Origin of the sequence: Polyangium sp. 6x1, assembly GCF_029946515.1 — a bacterium.
Taxonomy (GTDB): Bacteria; Myxococcota_A; Polyangia; order Polyangiales; family Polyangiaceae; genus Polyangium.
Map to the genome: position 1 here is coordinate 60,308 of NZ_JARZHH010000046.1, position 17,408 is coordinate 77,715.

Consider the following 17,408-nt stretch of genomic DNA (forward strand, 5'->3'; position numbering starts at 1 on the left):
ATCTTGTTCGGATCGCGCAGTCCGTGGTAGTGTCCGCGGCAGTGCCGCGGAGTGCGGCGCGAAGGCCGACGGTGCCATGGACCTCAGACGAATCCTCCTTGCTTCAGTCGCCCTCCTCGCGATGGCTCCTCGCGTCGCGAGCGCCGCGCCGGTCACGATCCCCGAAGGCGAGGACCCGATCGACGGCCTCGGAACGGGCCTCTGCGCCGCGACGGCGGTCGCGTTGAACGTCGGCGAGTTGGGCGACGTGGTGAATAACTACACGGCCGACGTCAATGCGTTCATCGAAGCGCACGCCGTCGACCGTACGGAGCACGTCATCCGCACGCTGCTCGACCTGTCGAACAACAACGCCAGTATTGACAAGCTGAGCTACGGCGACTTCATCGACGCCGCGCTCGATCAGGGCTGCAAGACCGGCGGCTGCGATTTCCTCGTGAACGACACGGATACGGTCTTCGGCAGCCGCATGCGTGGCTACCTCAACGTCCCCGCGGATTGGGTCAACCAGCCCGTTCACTTCGGGTTTTACGTGGACGACACCGTCAGCCTCACCATCTACGACAAGCAAAAGGGCGTCTACAACGTCGTCACGCGCCCTGCCCAGCTCGGCGCAACCACCTGGCGCTTGACGAATCAGGTCACCTTCCAGAAGGCCGGCCTCTACCCGCTCGAGATCCTCTACACCCAGCTCAACGAACATGCCGCGCTGGAGATGTCCTACTTCGTCGGGGACTTCGTGGACTTCGAGCGTGAAGCGAACAAGCCCCCGATCACCCCGCTCTTTCCGCAGTTCACGGCCTTCCCCTCGACCGCGTTTTTCCAGACGATCGCCGGCACCCCGTCGTACCCCGACCTCGGCGTCTGCAAGCAGTGCAGGCGCGAGTTCGCCGACCAGGGAGGCAACAACGGCTGCGAGCCGGGGCAATACTGTAACTCCGCCGCGCTCTGCGCCCCCTGCGACACGGACAAGCTCTGCGGCCCGACCTGCTCGCCCTGCATCGGCGATACGCCCTTCTGCGTGAACATCAACGGCGAGCTCCAGTGCGGCGCCTGCAAGACCGACGAGGACTGCAACGACGGCTTCGTCTGCAACCCCGACACGAAGACGTGCGACGAGTGCAACAGCGCATCCGACTGCCCCAAGGGCGAGGCTTGCGTCGACCACAAGTGTGATCCGTGTTCGACGAGCGCCGAGTGCGCCGGCGCCTCCTGCAACTGCTGTCCGGACGGCGCGAACGGCCAGCAGATGAAGTGCGCCCCGCTCGAGCCGAACGGCAACCCGAGCTGCGTCGAGTGCACGACCGACGTCGAGTGCGGCGGCGGCATCTGCAACCTCTCCGTCGGCCGCTGCCAGGGCACGCTGCCCGAGAACAACACGCCGACCTGCTGTGGCGAGGGCTGCGTCAACTGCACCGCGCTCGAGACGATCGTCGTCAACGGCACGAGCCAGCCCCGGTATCCGTTCTGCCTGCCCGGCCCCGTCGGCACCGCGTGCGCCGAGTGCCGCCACGACATGGATTGCGGCGACGGCGCCTTCTGCCTCAGCGGCACCTGCACCCCCTGCACCCGCGACAAACGCTGCGGCATGCGCTGCGACAGCTGCGGCGGCGACACGCCCTTCTGCTTCGGCCAGAACGCGGCCGTCGCCGCGTGCGTGCGCTGCGTCGACGACGCGCAATGCGGCGATGGCTCCACCTGCGACACGGCGACCCACACCTGCACGGCCAACGCGACCTGCATGGCCACGTGCGCCGCCGACACGCCTCATTGCAACGGCGATAGCTGCGTCGCTTGTTACGCCGACTCGCACTGCCCCTGCGGCGGCACGTGCAACCTCTCCAGCTACACCTGCACGCCCTCGTGCAAAACGAACGTCGACTGCCTCGGAAACGAGCACTGCCGCTGGAACGAGGCCGAGACCGCGAAGGAGTGCGCGCTCGGCCCCATGCCCGACGGCGTCGATTGCGGTGGCACCCTCGCCACGATATGCTCTGCAAGGCCCGGTCGGCACGGCGGCGGCGCGCCCGGAGCCGCTTTGCTCGTCGTCTCTGTCCTCGCCCTTTTGGGCCGTCGCCGCCTCCGAGGTGAGTCGTGAAGCGATCGATCTCGTTCTTGCTCTCGCTCGCGACGCTCGCCGCGGCGCCCCTCTGCGCGGAAGCCGCCGAGGAAGGGCGCTTCGACGCGCAGACCTTCCGCCCGTCCGCGGCCCCGCGTGATCTCGTGATGATCCAGAAGTCCGAGGTCGTCGGCCATCTCTCGCCGACGTTCGGCATCTACACGGACATCGGCCTCGATCCGCTCGCCGTCGCGGCGATCACGACGGGCCAGGAGATCCGCGCCGTCGGCGCGCGTCTGCAGGTCACGGGCCTCGCGGGCATCGGCTTCTACGACGTCTTCGACATCACGATGGCGATGCCGTTCGTCGCCTGGCAGATGTCCGACAATCTCCGGCCGCTCGGCAGCGAGGGAGAAATCTCGCCGAGCGCGCTCGGCGATCTTCGTTTCAACACCAAGATTGCGATCCCATATCTGAACCGCAAAGCCCAGATCAAAGAGGGCTTCGGCATGGCGCTCACGGGCAACTTGAACCTGCCCACGGGCGATCAGAACGCGTTCGCGAGCGACGGCGCCGTCTCCGGCGGCGTGGGCCTCGTCGCGGATTACCGCTTCAACTTCGGCCTGCTCGTCACGGCAAACACCGGCATCTGGCTCCGGCCCGACCGACAGTTTGCCGGGACGAAGGTCGGCGACATGGCGAACTTCGGCATCGGCGCGGAGATGTACGTCGTGCAGCGCTGGGGTTGGTCCGTGCTCGGCGGCGTGTACGGCAGCGTCTCGATGGTGAAGTTCCCCGACAGCCCCTCGCAGGTCCCGGCCGAGGCGCTCATGGCGATGCGCTGGCAGTGGGCGAGCGGCTTCGGGCTCACGGTCGGCGGCACGTTCGGCGCGAACTGCGGGTTCGGCGCGCCCATCTTCCGCGCGTTCGCGGGCCTCACGTGGCAACCTTCGAAGTCGCGCGAGCAGCAGGAGATCGATCGCCTGAAGCAGGTCGACAGCGAGGATCCCGATCACGACGGCCTCATCGGCGACGCGGATCATTGCCCCGAGCTGCCGGGCGTCCCGCAAAACATGGGCTGCCCCGACTCGGACTCCGACAAGGACGGCGTCCCCGATCGCGACGACAAGTGCCCGATGGTCGCGGGCGGCCGCGGCGGCTGCCCCGGCGCGTACATCAAGAACGACGAGATCGTCATCCTCGATCAGGTCCACTTCGCGACGGACAAGGACATCATCCTCGACGATTCGAAGAAGGTGCTCGAGGCGGTCATCACGGTCCTCAGGGACAACCCCGAGATCCGCTCGATCGAGATCGAGGGCCACACGGACGCGCGCGCGGGCGACGTGTACAACCACAACCTCTCGCAGCGCCGCGTGGAGAGCGTCCGGGAGTACATGATCCAGCGGGGGATCGATCCCTCGCGCGTCACGGCGAAGGGGTACGGTCACACCAAACCCATCTACGACGACTCGGCGTGCCTCGGGAAGGACGAGGAGCTCACGGAAGACTGCAAGTTCATGACGCAGACAAACCGCCGCGTCGTCTTCCGCATCAAGGGCCAGGGCAGCGCGCCCGGCGCGGCCGTGGGCGGCGGCGATACGGTCCTCTCGCCGGGCGACAAGCAGCTCGACGGAGAGGGCGTGATCAACGGGAGCGGCGTGCTGAATGGCGGCAGCACCTTGCCGAGCGGCGGCATCCTGCCGAAGGGCAACGGCGTGCTCGACACACGGAATCCAACCCTGCCGAGCAGCACGCTCCCGCGCTCCGGCGAGCAACTGCAGCCCGATGCGCCGAAGGAAGAGGGCACGGACAAACCGGCCGACGGCAAGGACAAACCCGCGGACAAGCCCGCGGACAAACCGGCCGACGGCAAGGACAAACCCAAGCCCGGCGCCGCGCCCGCGCCCACCACGCAGAAGCCCGGCGTCGCGCCCGCCGCACCGAAGCCCGGCGCCGCCCCTGCACCCGCCGCGCCGAAGCCCGGCGCCGCACCCGCGAAGCCCACGGCGCCGCGCTGATCCCCGAGGCCTCGCTCCGACGAACGGAGCGAGGCCCTCGCCCCTCCCCCACATCCTCACGCATCGCGCGCCCGTCCTCGCGGGCGTCGCGATCTTCTTTGGTGCACAAACGAAACGAGGCCGCGGGCGACCCTCCCCTCGCGGAGGGCTCGCGCGCGACCTCGCCTCGAAACGCCTTCTCGGAGGCTACTTCTTCGTCGTGGTCTTCGTCGTGGTCTTCGTCTTCGTCGTCGACGTCGAAGACGTCGTGGGCGTCGGCGTCGGCGTCGTCGCGGCAGCCGTCGGCGTGGGCGGCGTGGTCGCGGCCGCCGTCGGCGTGGGCGGCGGCGACTTCACCTCGCCCGCGGTGTTCAGCGGCGTCGCCTCCTTCGGCGGGTTCGGATCGGCCGCAGGCACCGGCTCGACGGCCTTGTCGGCATCGGTCCTCGCGCCGAGATCGAGCGGCTTCGACGAGATGCCTTCGCGCCGGATCCAGACGATCGCCGTGCCGGTGGCGACCTTGCCGTACGAAGCATCCGGCAGGCGAATTTCCTCCTCGATCGCCTCGATCACGGCGTCACCGCCCGCCATGCACGCGGCCTTACGGAGCGACCGCAGGCGCTCGGGCTCGGTGCGCGCGCCGGGCTCGCTCTGCACCGGCTCGAGGCGATGGAACTCCCTGTCGGGCTGGGTCTTGCCCGCGAAGATGGGCATGTCCGTGCAGAACTCGCCGGACGGCGTGCGCATGTCCTGGAAACGCGGAGGCGCAGCACAGGCGACAAAGATCGCGGCCGTCGCGGCCGAGAAGAGAACGACACGTTGCATGGCTATTTTCTTACCAGTTTCTACGCACGTCGTGCAAACGTCGCGTCGAGGCAAAGAGACACGGCGTGGACGTCCATCCGGGGCCGGACGGTTTTCCGGCTGGCCTGCGCCCGGCCATGCGGTAGACAAGGCGCCCCCCGAACGAGGACGCGCCATGACCACTGCCCCGGCCGAGCTCCCCCGCGACACGATCCAGGTCCTCCTGCTCGAAAACATCCACCCGAGCGCCACGGAGACCTTCCACGCCTTCAGCGAGGGGCGCACCTACGCCATCACCCGGAAGAGCAGCGCGCTCAAGGAGGACGAGCTCATCGCCGCCCTCCCCGGCGTCCAGCTCCTCGGCATCCGCAGCAAGACCCGCATCACGGCCCGCGTCCTCGAGAACGCCCACGACCTGCTCACCATCGGCTGCTTCTGCATCGGCACGAACCAGGTCGACCTCGTGGCAGCCAACGCCCGGGGCGTCCCGGTCTTCAACGCGCCGTTCAGCAACACACGCAGCGTCGCCGAGCTGATGATCGGCGAAATCATCCTCCTCGCCCGTCAGCTCGGCGATCGCTCGCGCGAGGTGCACACGGGCGTGTGGAAGAAGGTCGCCTCGAATTGCTACGAGGTCCGCGGCAAAGTCCTCGGCATCGTCGGCTACGGGCACATCGGCCGTCAGCTCGGCGTGCTCGCGGAGGCCGTCGGCATGCGCGTGCTCTACCACGACATCGCCGCACGCCTGCCGATGGGCAACAACCGCTCCGTCCCCTCGCTCGCGGCCCTGCTCGCCGAGTCCGACTTCGTCTCGCTGCACGTCCCCGAGACCGCGGAGACGCGCAACATGATCGGCGCAGCCGAGCTCGCAAAGATGCGCAAAGGCAGCTACCTGCTCAACGCGAGCCGCGGCACCGTCGTGGACATCGCAGCGCTCGTCGCGGCCCTCAAGAGCGGCCACCTCGCAGGCGCAGCGATCGACGTCTACCCCGAGGAGCCCGAGTCGAACACGGACCAGTTCAAGACCGAGCTCCAAGGCCTCGCAAACGTCCTGCTCACGCCGCACATCGGCGGCTCGACGGAGGAGGCGCAGGAGGCCATCGGGCGCGAAGTCGCGGCCGTCCTCGGCAAGTTCGCAGCGATGGGCGCGACGACGGGCTCGGTAAACTTCCCGCAGGTCGAGCTCCCGCCCGTGAAGGGCACGCACCGCATCCTGAACGTGCACCGCAACGAGCCCGGCGTGCTCCGCGACGTGAACCGCGTCGTCGCCGACCTCAACGCCAACATCGACAGCCAGTTCCTCGCAACCGAAGGCGCAATCGGTTACCTCATCATGGATCTGGAGCAGGACGTCTCCGCCGAAGTGAGCCGCAGGATCCAGGCATTGCCGTCGAACATCCGGACGCGCGTCGTGTATTAGGAGCGTCGCGCTGGGGCGTTGCCCCAGGCCCCAGCAGGGGCTGTCCGCCCCTGCACCCGGACCAGCGCAAGCGCTGGACTCGGGGTCGCTGAACTGCGCAATGCGCAGTTCAGCGAACGGCCGGGTCAAGACCACAGGCGATCCTGCCCATCAAGACAGCCGCGCTGACGGTTCGACCGGCAACGCCCCCCATGGTCTTGCCACCGGCCTGTGGAAGAACTGCGCGGAGCGCAGTGCTTCCATCAAAGGTCCAGGGCTGGCCCTGGTTCGGGTCGAGGGGCGAATAGCCCCCGCGGGGCCCGGGGCAGCGCCCCGGCTCCACGCCTCCCGCTAGAACACCTTCCCTGGATTCATGATCCCCAGCGGATCGAGCGCTCGCTTGATGGCGCGCATGATCTCGATCTCCGTCGCGGATCGCGAATAGCCGAGGTAATCCTTCTTCAGGAGACCGATGCCGTGCTCTGCCGAGATGGACCCTCGGTATTTTCGGACGAGCTCGAACATCGTGTGATCGGCCTCGTGTGTTTGCGCGAGGAATGCGGACTTCTCCATTGCGTCGGGCTTCATCACGTTCACGTGTAGGTTTCCGTCGCCGATGTGCCCGAACAGTGCGATTTCCCAGCCCGGGTAGCGCGCTTCGAAGATGCTCTCGAGCTCTGCGCAGAAGCCTTCGAGCTCCTGGATGGGCAGGGCGATGTCGTTTTTGTGGGGCATTCCGGTTGCGCTCAGGCTCTCGCTGATTCCCTCGCGCAGTGCCCAGATTGCGGCGGCCTCGCCTGCGTGTTGCGCGAGGGTCCCGTCTGTTACCACGCCTCGCTCGAACAGCGATCCGATCCATGCTTCGAGCGCGTCTGGCTCGGCGCGCTCCACTTCGAGTAGCACGTAATAGTCGCTCGGCGCCGAGAGCGGCTCGCGCACGCTCCGGTGCCGCCGCACGCGCGCCATGCACTTTTCCGTGAAGAACTCGTAGGCTGTGATCACGAATGGACCCGTGCGCGCCTCCTTGAAGAGCGCGAGCACGCCGGCGAGGTTTGGCACGGCGAACAGCAGCACGTCGAGCTTACCGGGCAGCCGCGTCAGCTTCAGGGTCGCTTCCGTGATGATGCCGAGCGTCCCTTCGCTCCCGATGAAGAGCTGCCGCAGATCGATCCCTGTGTTGTTTTTTTCGAGGGCCCCGCCGAGCTCGAGCACCTCACCGCTTGCGAGCACCACTTCCAGACCGAGCACCCACTGCCGCGTCAGCCCGTAGCGGATCACCTTCACGCCGCCTGCGTTCGTCGCGATGTTCCCGCCTACCTGGCTCGATCCCTTCGACGCGAAATCCACGGGCCAGGTCAGGCCGTGCTCGGCCACGTGCCGGTGCACCTCCTCCGTCACTGCGCCGGCTTGCACGCGCACCGTCCCGCCGAGCACGTCCACGGGGTTCATCCGCCGCATCCGCGACAGCGACACCACGACCTCGCCGTGCGCCGCCACGGCGCCTGCTGCGAGCCCCGTCCGCCCGCCCGAGGGCACGATCGGTACTTGAAACGCTGTGCAGAGCTTCAGCAGCCGCGACACCTCGTCCGTCGTGCGAGGCAGCGCAACGGCGGCGGGGCGCGGCTCGTGCACCTTCGTCCAGTCGCGACCGAAGGTGGCCAGGTCGGAAGGGTCGACCGAGAGGAAATCGGCTGGGAAATCGCGGGCGACGGCGGCGAGGAACCCTTCGGGCAGAGCGGTCATGGTCGGTCGATACAGTGCCCGCGTCCTCCCTGCAACCGGCAAGCGCCGCTTGACGTGACGGCCCCCACGGCTACCACGAGCCCGATGAGTCGTTGGCTCGAACGTACTCGCCTGGAAGATGCCTCCGCCGTGCTCCGGCGCGCCCTCAGCGAAGGCTTCCTTCCTCCGCAGGAGCCTTACGACCCCTACGCCGAGTACAACCCGTCCGCCATCTTCCACGACCTCGGCCGCGTCCGCGCGCGCGTCGCCGAGCTCCACGCGCTCTTTCCCGAGGGCACGCTGCACGCCGTCGCCGTCAAGGCGAATCCCCTCGTCGAGGTCCTCCGCGTGCTCGTCGAGGCGGGCGTGGGCCTCGAGGCGGCCTCGCTCGAAGAGGTCCACCTCGCGATCCATGCCGGCTGCCAGCCCTTCCGTATCGTCTTCGACTCGCCTGCGAAGACCTGCAACGACATCGCTGCGAGCCTCGCGCACCGCCTCCGGCTCAACGTCGACAACTTCGACGAGCTTGCTCGGATTGCGGCGATGCTCGGGAGGGTCAACCCGCCGCTCGTCGGCCTCCGCGTCAATCCTCAGGTCGGCGGCGGATCCATCGCGCTCACCAGCGTCGCGACCCGCTCCTCGAAGTTCGGCGTTCCGATCGAGCGGCGGGACGAGATCATCGCTGCGTTCGAGGCATACCCCCTCCTCCGCGCGCTGCACGTGCACGTGGGCTCGCAGGGCATGCCGCTCGAAACGCTCGTCGAGGGGGTTTCCCGGGTCTATGCGCTTCGCGAAGACATCGAGCGCCGCGTCGGCCAAGGCCGCATCCACACGTTCGATATCGGCGGCGGCCTGCCCGTCGCTTACCGGCCCGAGGACGAGGCCATCTCCCTCTCGGCCTACGTCGACGCGCTGAAAAGCAAGGTCCCCGGGCTCTTCTCCGACGACCTCTCCCTCGTGACGGAGTTTGGCCGGGCCATTCACGCGACGGCCGGCTGGGCCGTGAGCCGCGTCGAATACGTCAAGCAAGCCGGCGACGAGCGCCTCGCCGTCATCCACCTCGGCGCCGATCTCCTGACCCGACGCGCCTATCGCCCGGACGAATGGCACCACGAAATCGATGTCCTCGACGCGGAGGGGCGACCGAAGGCCGGGCCGACGGAGCCGGTCACGATCGTCGGCCCCCTTTGCTTCTCGGGCGACGTCCTCGCCCGGAACATCGCCCTGCCCCGCATCGAACCCGAGGATTTCGTCCTGATCCACGACGTCGGCGCCTATACGCTCGGCATGTGGTCCCGCCATTGCAGCCGCCGCATCCCTCTCGTCCTCGGCTACGACGGCGACGACCTCTCCGTGCTCCGGAACCGCGAGACGCTCGACGACGTCGTCGCCTTCTGGAGCCGCTCGCGGGTGCAGCCCGACCGAAACGAATCGTGAAGCGCTACCGCCGCGAGGGCGGTATCCTGTGCGGCCGGTGCTCCTGCTTTACCCACAGCCGGAGGTGCGGCGCGCCTTCGGGGTCCTCCTCGACGATCTCGTAATCGGGCGGCATCTTCCCGCCGAACCCCTGGTACGTCACGACCCGCATTCCGGGCGGCGCGGCTTCGAGCGCGGCTTCGATCCGCGTCACGTCCTCCTGGAACCGCTCCAGCGACAGGGGCACATCCCCGTCCATCTGCCACGACGGCGCGACGAGGTTCTCCTCGAACGGATTGTAAAAATAGAGCGCGTCGAAATACGAAAAATCGATGTCCTCGATCGTCCCGTGCACGAGCCGCGCGTTCCTCGCTCCCACGGCGGCGAGCACCTCGCGGCCCACGTCCACGAGCGCCTGCCTTTGCTCGATCCCGACGAAAATGCTCTCCGTGACGAGCGCGCCGACGAGGCAGAATTTCCCCACGCCCGCGCCCACGTCGAGCACGCGCGCCCGTCCCTCCTCTGCGCAGAGCTTGGCCGCGCGCACTGCCACCGCGACGGGCGTCCAGAATCGCGACGAGAGCTCGCGAATGCCTTGGGGATACAGCGCGTCCAGCGCCTCGTCGGTCACGGGCTCGCCTGCGCGGAGCGCCTCGATCGTTTCCCACTGGGACGCAGAGAGCACGAGGGTGCCTGGACGGTGATGCGGGAGAACGGCGCGCATGTGCGGTTCATCGGACCCGGGCTCCGGGAACGGGAGCCCTTCGGAGGGACGCTCGCGGCCGTTTTACCGGATGATGAGCTCCTGGATCCGTCCGCGCCCCGCGCCCTTGCAGTTGATGGCGCGCGAAGCGCCCACGGCGGCGAGCTCGAAGCCGTCTCCGTAGAGCGAATACACCTCGGGGGCCGACGAGTTCGACAGAAGCACGCGCACGCCGCGCTCCTTGAGCTCGCGCGCCACATCGCGCAGCCTCTGCTGCTCGCGCATCCCGAATCCGCCGCTCGTGTACGACGTGAAGCTCGACGAGGCCGAGAGCGGCACGTAGGGCGGATCGAAATACACGAAATCCCCCGCCCGCGCCCGCGCGGCGACGTCCTCGAACGAAGCGACCCGGATCGAGGCGTGCTTCAGGGCCCGCGAGCAGGCGCGGAGGTTCTCCGCGTCGCAGATCGTGGGGTTCTGGTAATCGCCGAAGGGCACGTTGTACTGGTTCTGCCGGTTCACGCGGTAGAGCCCGTTGAACCCCGTCCGGTTCAGATAGATGAACCAGGCGGCCACCTCCACGTCCGTCTTCGCGTCGATGTCGCTCGCGCGGAGCTTCATGAAGAAATCGCGATCGTGCGGATAGGACGCGAGCAGGTCGATGACGTCCTCGACGGCGTCGCGCACGCCGATGTACGTGCGCACGAGCCTTTCGTTCGTATCGCTGAGCTCGGCGCGCTCGGGCATGAGGTGGAAGAAGAGCGCGCCGCCCCCGACGAAGGGCTCGTGGTACGTATTGAAGCGCGACGGAATGCGCGGCTCGAGCTCGTGGATGAGCTGCCTTTTTCCGCCCACCCACTTGATGAACGGTTTTGCCGTCCCCGGCTCGATTTCGCGAATGTCCGGACGCGGCTTTCCGCGGGCCTTCAGCGGCCCGGGGCGGACGGACGGGAGGGGAACTGCGGTCGGGGTGTGGAGCGGTCGAATCGCGCGCTCGAGCATGTGGATACCCCAGCAACTACAATGGGGGATCGAGCTCGGCAAAACTTTCGATCGAAGAAGTTTCGGACAGATTCTACCGCAGAAAACTTGTCCCGGATTCGTCCGTGAAAAACTTGCCCCTGAACACGCGATCGGGGTTCAGCGGTTCAGGGCTTCGGAATGCGGAGCGTCTTCGATATCATTGCGCTGCCGCTCACCACGAAGAGCAAAACGATCGGGTGCAGCACCCAAGGCCCGAGCTCGATGGCTCCGCCCGGCAGCGCCTCGCCGATGCGCCCGTGCGCCGAGAGCGCGCCGAACAGCGCCACGAGCGCGAGGCTCGTCGGGATCGGCGTCCCCTCGTAATACTTCACCTTCCCCGCCTCGTCGGCGAGCTGGCTCGCCGTCGCGTTGTACCGCGCGAGCCGGCTGATGCCGCAGGCCACGAAATACACGAGCGCGATCGCGTCCCAGCCCCCGCGCATCCCGAGCCCGAACGCGAGCGCGGCCGGGGCCACGCCGAACGACACGAGATCCGCGAGCGAGTCGAGCTCTTGCCCGAGCATCGAGACCTCGTGCCGCGCCCGCGCCACGCGCCCGTCGAGGAAATCGCAGAAGAGCGCGACGGGGAGCAGCCCGAACGCGAGCCGCAGGAACGTGACGTCGCCTGAAGCGATGTACTTCATCGTCGCCAGCATCGACCCGGTGCCGGCAAAACCATTGCCGAGGGTCAAGAAATCCGCGACCTGGAAGTCACGGATCATCGAGAAGCGGCGGCGTCGGGGCTTCTTCATGGCAGCGCCGGCATCCATGGCACAACGTGAGCGCGCGGCCAAGATCCACCGCACGGGACGGCCCCGCGCCTTGACATCCCGCGCCTTTCCATCGGACCCTCGACGCCCTGGACGACGCCCGCCCGCCGAGGCGTTCCCGGTCCGCCATGGCCCCCAAGACCCCGCGCCTGCTCCCCCGCCTCGTCCCGGTCCTCGCCCTCCTCCTCGCCGCCGCGTGCGACCCGCCCAGGAGCGAGCCCACCGCGCCCGCCTCCGCTTCTGCCTCCGCTTCCGCTCGCGCCTCCGCCCCCGCGCCCGCCTCCGCCTCCGCCGCCGCGCCCGCCCCCGCCGCGCCTGCGTATGGCCCCTTTGGCGACCTCGTTCGCTCCCTCTCCGAGCCGGGGGGCGATTTCATCTCGGACAACCTCATCTCGAACGAGACCTCGTACCTCCAGACCGCTGACGCGCTCGCCGCGCGGCCCGCGGGCGGCGTCTACATCGGCGTCGGCCCCGAGCAGAATTTTACGTATCTCGCCCTCACCCGCCCGCGCCTCGCCTTCATCGTCGACATCCGGCGCGATAACCTCCTCCAGCACCTTTATTATCGATTCCTCTTCGAGGAGGCCGAGAGCCGCTCCCATTTCCTCGCCTTGCTCGTCGGCAGGCCTTACGACGCGGCCACGGCGCCTCCTGCGACGGCCGACGTCGACGCCGTCCTGAAGCACGCCGAGACGAAGGCGCCCGATCCGAAGCTCTTCGCCACGACCGTCGATCGTGCGATGAAGCGCATGCAGGAGACGTACGGCGTCACGCTCACGGACAAGGACAAGCGCTCGCTCGCGCAGATGACGCAGGTCTTTTTCGACAAACAGCTCGATCTCCGGTTCGAGCTCAAAGAGAACTCCGGCCGCAAATACCCCTCGCTGCGGGAGCTGCTCGGCGCGCAGGATCCCGCAGGCAAGAAGCGCGGGTTCCTCGCGACCGACGCGGCGTTCCGGTTCGTCCAGGCGATGGAGCGCGAGGGCCGCGTCGTCCCCGTCGTCGGCGATTTCGCGGGCGACGGTGCGTTCCCGGCCATCGCCGCGTTCCTCCAGAAAAACGACCTCCGCGTGAGCACGCTTTACGTGTCGAACGTCGAGCAATACCTGCTCGAGCCGCCCACGTGGTCGAAATGGATCCGGAACGTCGCCGCCCTCCCGCGCACGGACGACGCGCTCTTCGTGCGGTGTTATCTCGACCAGGGCAAGAAGCACCCGAAGCAGATGGAAGGCCACCGCACGGCCACCGTGCTCGCGAAGATCGGCGATTTCGTCACGCGCGAGCAGAAGACTCCCACGCGATCGTGGTTCAAGATCGCGACCGAGGGCAACCTCGACTGAGCGTCATTCCTTCGGATACGCCACGAGCTCGTCGTAGCCGTACGTCGGATCCGGCTCCCGCGAAAACCGCAGAGCGGGGAGCGCGCCGAGCGTGATCTCCGCGGTCGTGTAGACGCGCGACCCTTCCATCAAATGCCCGCCCCGCGCGACGCCGTCGCCGTCGGCGATGCCCACGTGCACGTGCGACCCGCCGCTCGCCGACAGCGTGCCCACGAGCGAGGTGATCTCGTGTTTCCCCGGGATCCACGTCGCGTCCTCGCGGTTCGCGAAGCGGATCGAGGCCCCGTCGAGGCTGCCCACGCACGTCAGGAGGACGGCGGCTTCGAGCCCGTGCGTCGCGACATACGCTTCGAGCGAACGCAAAAGGTCCTCGCCCGGGCGGAGCCTCAGCACATGCGCGACGAGCGGCGACGTCCTCGGCTCCACGTCAAAACCCCAGCGCGAGCCCGCTCTTGTTGCGCGGCTCGGCGGCGCCCGTCCACACGCCGTCGGGCCCCCGCACGATCGACGGCGCATCCGCGATCGCGCCCCACGTCTCGAATTTGTGCCCGAGCGCGCCGAGCGCCCGCAGCACGTCCTCGGGCAGCCCGCCTTCCTCGATGAAAATCTGATCCGGCAAATGCTGGTGATGCACCCGCGGCGCGCTCACGGCCGCGGTCGCGCCCATGCCGTGATCGAGCACGTTCGTGATCACCGCGAGCGCCGCCGAGATGATCGTCGGCCCGCCGGCCGCGCCCGTCACGACCCGCACGGCGCCGTCCGGCCCGACCACGATCGTCGGCGTCATCGACGACAGCATCCGCTTGCCGGGCGCGACGGCGTTCGCCTCACCTTGCACCAGGCCGAACACGTTCGGCTTGCCGGGCTCGGTCGCGAAATCGTCCATCTCGTTGTTCAGGAGAAACCCGCCGCCCCGCACGACCACGGCCGAGCCGAGCGACGTGTTGATCGTCGTGGTCAGCGCCACGGCCGCGCCGCTGCGATCCACGATCGAGAAATGGGTCGTGTGTTTTTTCTCGTTCGCCCCTCCTCGCCCGGGCCCGACCTCGGACGAGGGCGTCGCGCGGGCCGGCTCGATCGAGGCGCGCGCCTCTCGAATGGCCTCCGGCGAGAGGAACTCCCCCGCGGGGATCGGCACGAACGCGGGATCTCCGAGAAAATGGTTTCTCTTGGCGAACGCGCGGCGCGACGTCTCCACCGTGACGTGCAGCGCCTCCGGCGAGAGAAACCCCATCTTCCCGAGATCGTAGCCCCCGAGCACGCCGAGCGTGAACGCGAGCACGAGCCCGCCGGACGAGGGCGGCGGCATCGCGAAGACCTTGTGCCCGCGATACTCCATCTCGACCGGTGCCCGCCAGACCGGCCGATAGGCCGCGAGATCCTCGGCCGTCACGATTCCCCCGCCCGCCTTCATTTCCTCGACGACGAGCTTCGCCGTCTCGCCCTCGTAAAACCCCGGCGCCCCGCGCTCGGCGATGCGGGCGAGCACCCGCGCGAGCTCCGGGTTTTTCAGGACAGCCCCCACGCCGAGCGGTTTTCCCCCGGACAAGAACATCGCGGCCGAGGCCGGGAACCGCGCGAGATCCGCCGCGCGATCCCGGAGGATCTCGGCGAGCCCCTCGTCCACGACGACCCCCTCCTCCGCGAGCCGGATCGCGGGCGCGACCAGATCCTTCCACGGGAGTTTTCCATAGGTCCGATGCGCCTCCCACAGGCCCGCCACCGCGCCGGGCACCCCGGCGGCGAGGTGACCGACGAGCGACGCGTCGTTTTTCCCGAAGAACATCTCCCGCGTCGCCTTTGCGGGCGCGGTCTCACGGAAATCGAGCGCGCGCACCTCGCCTCTTTCCGCGCGCACGACCATGAATCCCCCGCCGCCGACGTTCCCCGCCTGCGGGAACACCACGGCGAGCGCGAACGCCACGCCGACGGCGGCGTCCACCGCGCTCCCGCCCTTGCGGAGGATCTCCACGCCCACGCGCGTCGCGTCGGCCGCGTCGCTCGTGACCATGCCCTCGCGCCCCGACGCGGGTTCGGCGCGTAGATCGAAGCGCCACTTCGCGGGCACGCGCGCAAGCGCGGGCGCGGGCAGCGCGGCGGACGAGGACGCGGCCGCCGGCACCTCCGGGGGCTTTCCGTTCTCGCCGCACGAGGCCGCGAGAAGGGAGGAGACGACGAGCGTGGCGCGGACGAGGAGCCGGCGCGCGGCAGCGTTGGCGTTCACGAGCGCTTCATACCACGCGCGCAGCGTTGTCTCGCATCGATCCTGCGACCATCTTCATGCCGCCACGCGCCTCGCGTAAGGATGGACGGGAACCGCGGAGGTCCTCCATGCGATCTTTCTTTTCGTCCATCGCCCTCGCCACGCTCACCTGCGGCACGCTGCTCGCCGCCTGCGGGAGCAATGGCGGCGAAATCGCGAGCAGCGGCAGCACCGGAAACGGAAGCGGCGGCGGAGGCGGGGGCGGAAGCGGCGGCGGAGGCGGGGGCGGAAGCGGCGGCGGCAGTGGCGGCGCGGGCGGCAGCGGCGGCGGCGGCGACCCGTTCGCCTGCGATCCGCCGAACCAGCTCGCCGACATTTCCCATCCGACCGCCGTCGCCGGCACGGGGACGGCCGAGAGCTGCACCGAAGCCGCGCTCGATGCGGCGCTCGCGAACGGCGGCGTCATCGTCTTCGATTGCGGCCCCGACCCGGTCACCATCACCCTCGGCGCGGCGAAGACCATCACAGTCGACACCGTCATCGACGGCGGCGGCCGGATCACGCTGAGCGGCGGCAAGAAAAACCGCATATTCGAGATGGACACGAAAAACGTCGAGGCCACGAGCCCGACCCTCACCGTGCAGCGCCTCACGCTCCGGGACGGCAAAGCCTCGGGCACGGCGATTCCGCTCGGCACCGACATCGACGGCGGCGGCGGCGCGATCTATCACGTCGGCGGCAACGTCAACGTCGTCGACTGCGTTTTCCTGGACAACGAGGCCGCGCTGGAGGGCCCGGACGTCGCGGGCGGCGCCATTTTCAGCATCGGCCGCGGCACGCTCACCGTGAGCAATAGCCGCTTCGCGGGCAACCGCGCCTCGAACGGCGGGGCCATCGGCGTGCTCGGCGCGGCCCTCTTCATCGTGGACAGCACGATCGTGGGAAACCAGGCCACTGGCGACGGCGCGAACGCCGTCGAACCGTATGGCCAGCCAAACGGCCGCGGCGGCAATGGCGGCGCAATCAGCATGGATGGCAAGGGGCGGACGCTCTCGATCTGCGGCACCCTCGTCCAGGACAACCAGGGTCGCGCCTACGGCGGCGGCCTCTTTCGCACGGGATACGAGACCGAACCCACCATCATCCATCGTTCGACGTTCGACGGGAATTCCATCGTGGATCAGAACGACGCCGTGGGAATGCCGAGCAGCGCCGGCGGCCTCTTCCTCCAGGGCACGCACGTCACGATGACCGCGTCGACGGTCTCGAACAACCAATCCGAGGCCGCCGCGGGCCTCTGGATCGTCGGCCACGGCACGGCGACCGCCATCGCCGATCTCACGAACGTGACGCTCACGGGCAACACCACCTATCCCCGCGCCGACATCACGACCCGTGGCATCGGCGGCGGGCTCTCCATCGGTGACAAGACGACGGGCAAGCTGACGAACTGCACGATCGTCGGGAACGTGGCCCAGTACGCTTCGGGCATTGCGAACGTCACGAACCTCGAGCTCCACAACACGATCCTCAGCAATGAAGCGGAGAACGCGGGCGCGCCGCTCAATTGCACGGGCAGCGCGTACGCAAAACCGCCCGGCGCCGGGCAAAACAACCTCCAGTGGCCCGTCGGGCTCCAGAACGACATGGATTGCACGCCCGGCATCCCACGCATGGATCCGCTGCTCGGCGAGCTCGCCGAGAACGGCGGACCCACCCGGACGATCGCGCCCCAGGCGGCGAGCCCCGCAATCGGCGCGGGCACGGACTGTCCGCCCATCGATCAACGGGGCAAACCCCGGAATCCGGCGCAATGCACGCTCGGCGCGTACGAACCATGACCCATTTCCTGCGGCACCGAGCTCCGCGCAATCGGCGCCCGTGAGGGTCTCGGGGGGTTTCTCCCCGCCACCGTTGACCTCGGCAGCCCTCACCCACGCGCGTAGCGAACCACCTCTGCCTCGAGCTC

13 protein-coding genes are annotated in these 17,408 nt (G+C 68.4%); 6 read left to right on the top strand and 7 right to left on the bottom strand.

The window, feature by feature from the left end; translation table 11 throughout:
- Positions 1-121: 121 nt before the first annotated feature.
- Both traA and QHF85_RS33440 read left to right on the top strand, forming a co-directional pair.
- Complete coding sequence (traA, locus tag QHF85_RS33435; protein ID WP_281331453.1) at positions 122-2,098, top strand: outer membrane exchange protein TraA family protein; 1,977 nt, start codon at positions 122-124, stop codon at positions 2,096-2,098.
- Positions 2,095-4,080 (top strand): OmpA family protein, encoded by a 1,986-nt coding sequence (locus tag QHF85_RS33440; protein ID WP_281331454.1) that lies wholly within the window; start codon positions 2,095-2,097, stop codon positions 4,078-4,080. Before traA ends, QHF85_RS33440 begins: the two co-directional genes overlap by 4 nt.
- Positions 4,081-4,266: 186 nt before the next feature.
- On the opposite strand, the gene QHF85_RS33445 is transcribed toward QHF85_RS33440, so the two are convergent.
- Positions 4,267-4,884, bottom strand: coding sequence for a hypothetical protein (locus QHF85_RS33445; protein WP_281331455.1), 618 nt, complete (start codon positions 4,882-4,884; stop codon positions 4,267-4,269).
- A 154-nt stretch (positions 4,885-5,038) separates the two neighbouring features.
- Here QHF85_RS33445 and serA point away from each other — a divergent pair, with 154 nt between their 5' ends.
- Positions 5,039-6,283: a phosphoglycerate dehydrogenase gene (gene serA, locus QHF85_RS33450; RefSeq protein WP_281331456.1), complete on the top strand. Its 1,245-nt coding sequence runs from the start codon at positions 5,039-5,041 to the stop codon at positions 6,281-6,283.
- A gap of 330 nt (positions 6,284-6,613) precedes the next feature.
- On the opposite strand, the gene QHF85_RS33455 is transcribed toward serA, so the two are convergent.
- Entirely contained in the window at positions 6,614-8,005 is a 1,392-nt protein-coding gene (locus QHF85_RS33455) for an FAD-binding oxidoreductase (protein ID WP_281331457.1), read from the bottom strand.
- A gap of 84 nt (positions 8,006-8,089) precedes the next feature.
- On the opposite strand from QHF85_RS33455, the gene QHF85_RS33460 reads away from it, so the two are divergent.
- On the top strand, positions 8,090-9,421 hold the full coding sequence (locus QHF85_RS33460) for a diaminopimelate decarboxylase (protein WP_281331458.1): 1,332 nt from the start codon (positions 8,090-8,092) through the stop codon (positions 9,419-9,421).
- A 4-nt stretch (positions 9,422-9,425) separates the two neighbouring features.
- Here QHF85_RS33460 and QHF85_RS33465 read toward each other — a convergent pair whose 3' ends face one another.
- The 3 genes from QHF85_RS33465 to QHF85_RS33475 all read right to left on the bottom strand — a co-directional run bounded on the left by QHF85_RS33465 (position 9,426) and on the right by QHF85_RS33475 (position 11,878).
- A complete protein-coding gene (locus tag QHF85_RS33465; protein WP_281331459.1) occupies positions 9,426-10,124 on the bottom strand; it encodes a class I SAM-dependent methyltransferase in 699 nt (232 codons plus the stop codon).
- Positions 10,125-10,187: 63 nt separating this feature from the next.
- Positions 10,188-11,105 carry a DNA adenine methylase gene (locus tag QHF85_RS33470; RefSeq protein ID WP_281331460.1) on the bottom strand — a complete coding sequence of 306 codons (918 nt, stop codon included), beginning with the start codon at positions 11,103-11,105 and terminating at the stop codon, positions 10,188-10,190.
- A gap of 146 nt (positions 11,106-11,251) precedes the next feature.
- A complete protein-coding gene (locus QHF85_RS33475; RefSeq protein ID WP_281331461.1) occupies positions 11,252-11,878 on the bottom strand; it encodes a CDP-alcohol phosphatidyltransferase family protein in 627 nt (208 codons plus the stop codon).
- Positions 11,879-12,024: 146 nt separating this feature from the next.
- Here QHF85_RS33475 and QHF85_RS33480 point away from each other — a divergent pair, with 146 nt between their 5' ends.
- Entirely contained in the window at positions 12,025-13,236 is a 1,212-nt protein-coding gene (locus QHF85_RS33480) for a hypothetical protein (RefSeq protein ID WP_281331462.1), read from the top strand.
- Between the two features lie 3 nt (positions 13,237-13,239).
- Here QHF85_RS33480 and QHF85_RS33485 read toward each other — a convergent pair whose 3' ends face one another.
- Both QHF85_RS33485 and ggt read right to left on the bottom strand, forming a co-directional pair.
- On the bottom strand, positions 13,240-13,662 hold the full coding sequence (locus QHF85_RS33485; RefSeq protein WP_281331463.1) for a DUF296 domain-containing protein: 423 nt from the start codon (positions 13,660-13,662) through the stop codon (positions 13,240-13,242).
- 1 nt (position 13,663) lies between these two features.
- Positions 13,664-15,460 (bottom strand): gamma-glutamyltransferase, encoded by a 1,797-nt coding sequence (ggt, locus tag QHF85_RS33490; RefSeq protein WP_281331464.1) that lies wholly within the window; start codon positions 15,458-15,460, stop codon positions 13,664-13,666.
- Positions 15,461-15,567: 107 nt separating this feature from the next.
- Between ggt and QHF85_RS33495 the strand changes: the two genes are divergently transcribed.
- The gene (locus tag QHF85_RS33495; RefSeq protein WP_281331465.1) at positions 15,568-17,280 is read left to right on the top strand and encodes a choice-of-anchor Q domain-containing protein; all 1,713 of its coding nucleotides are present in this window, start codon (positions 15,568-15,570) and stop codon (positions 17,278-17,280) included.
- Positions 17,281-17,408 lie beyond the last annotated feature (128 nt).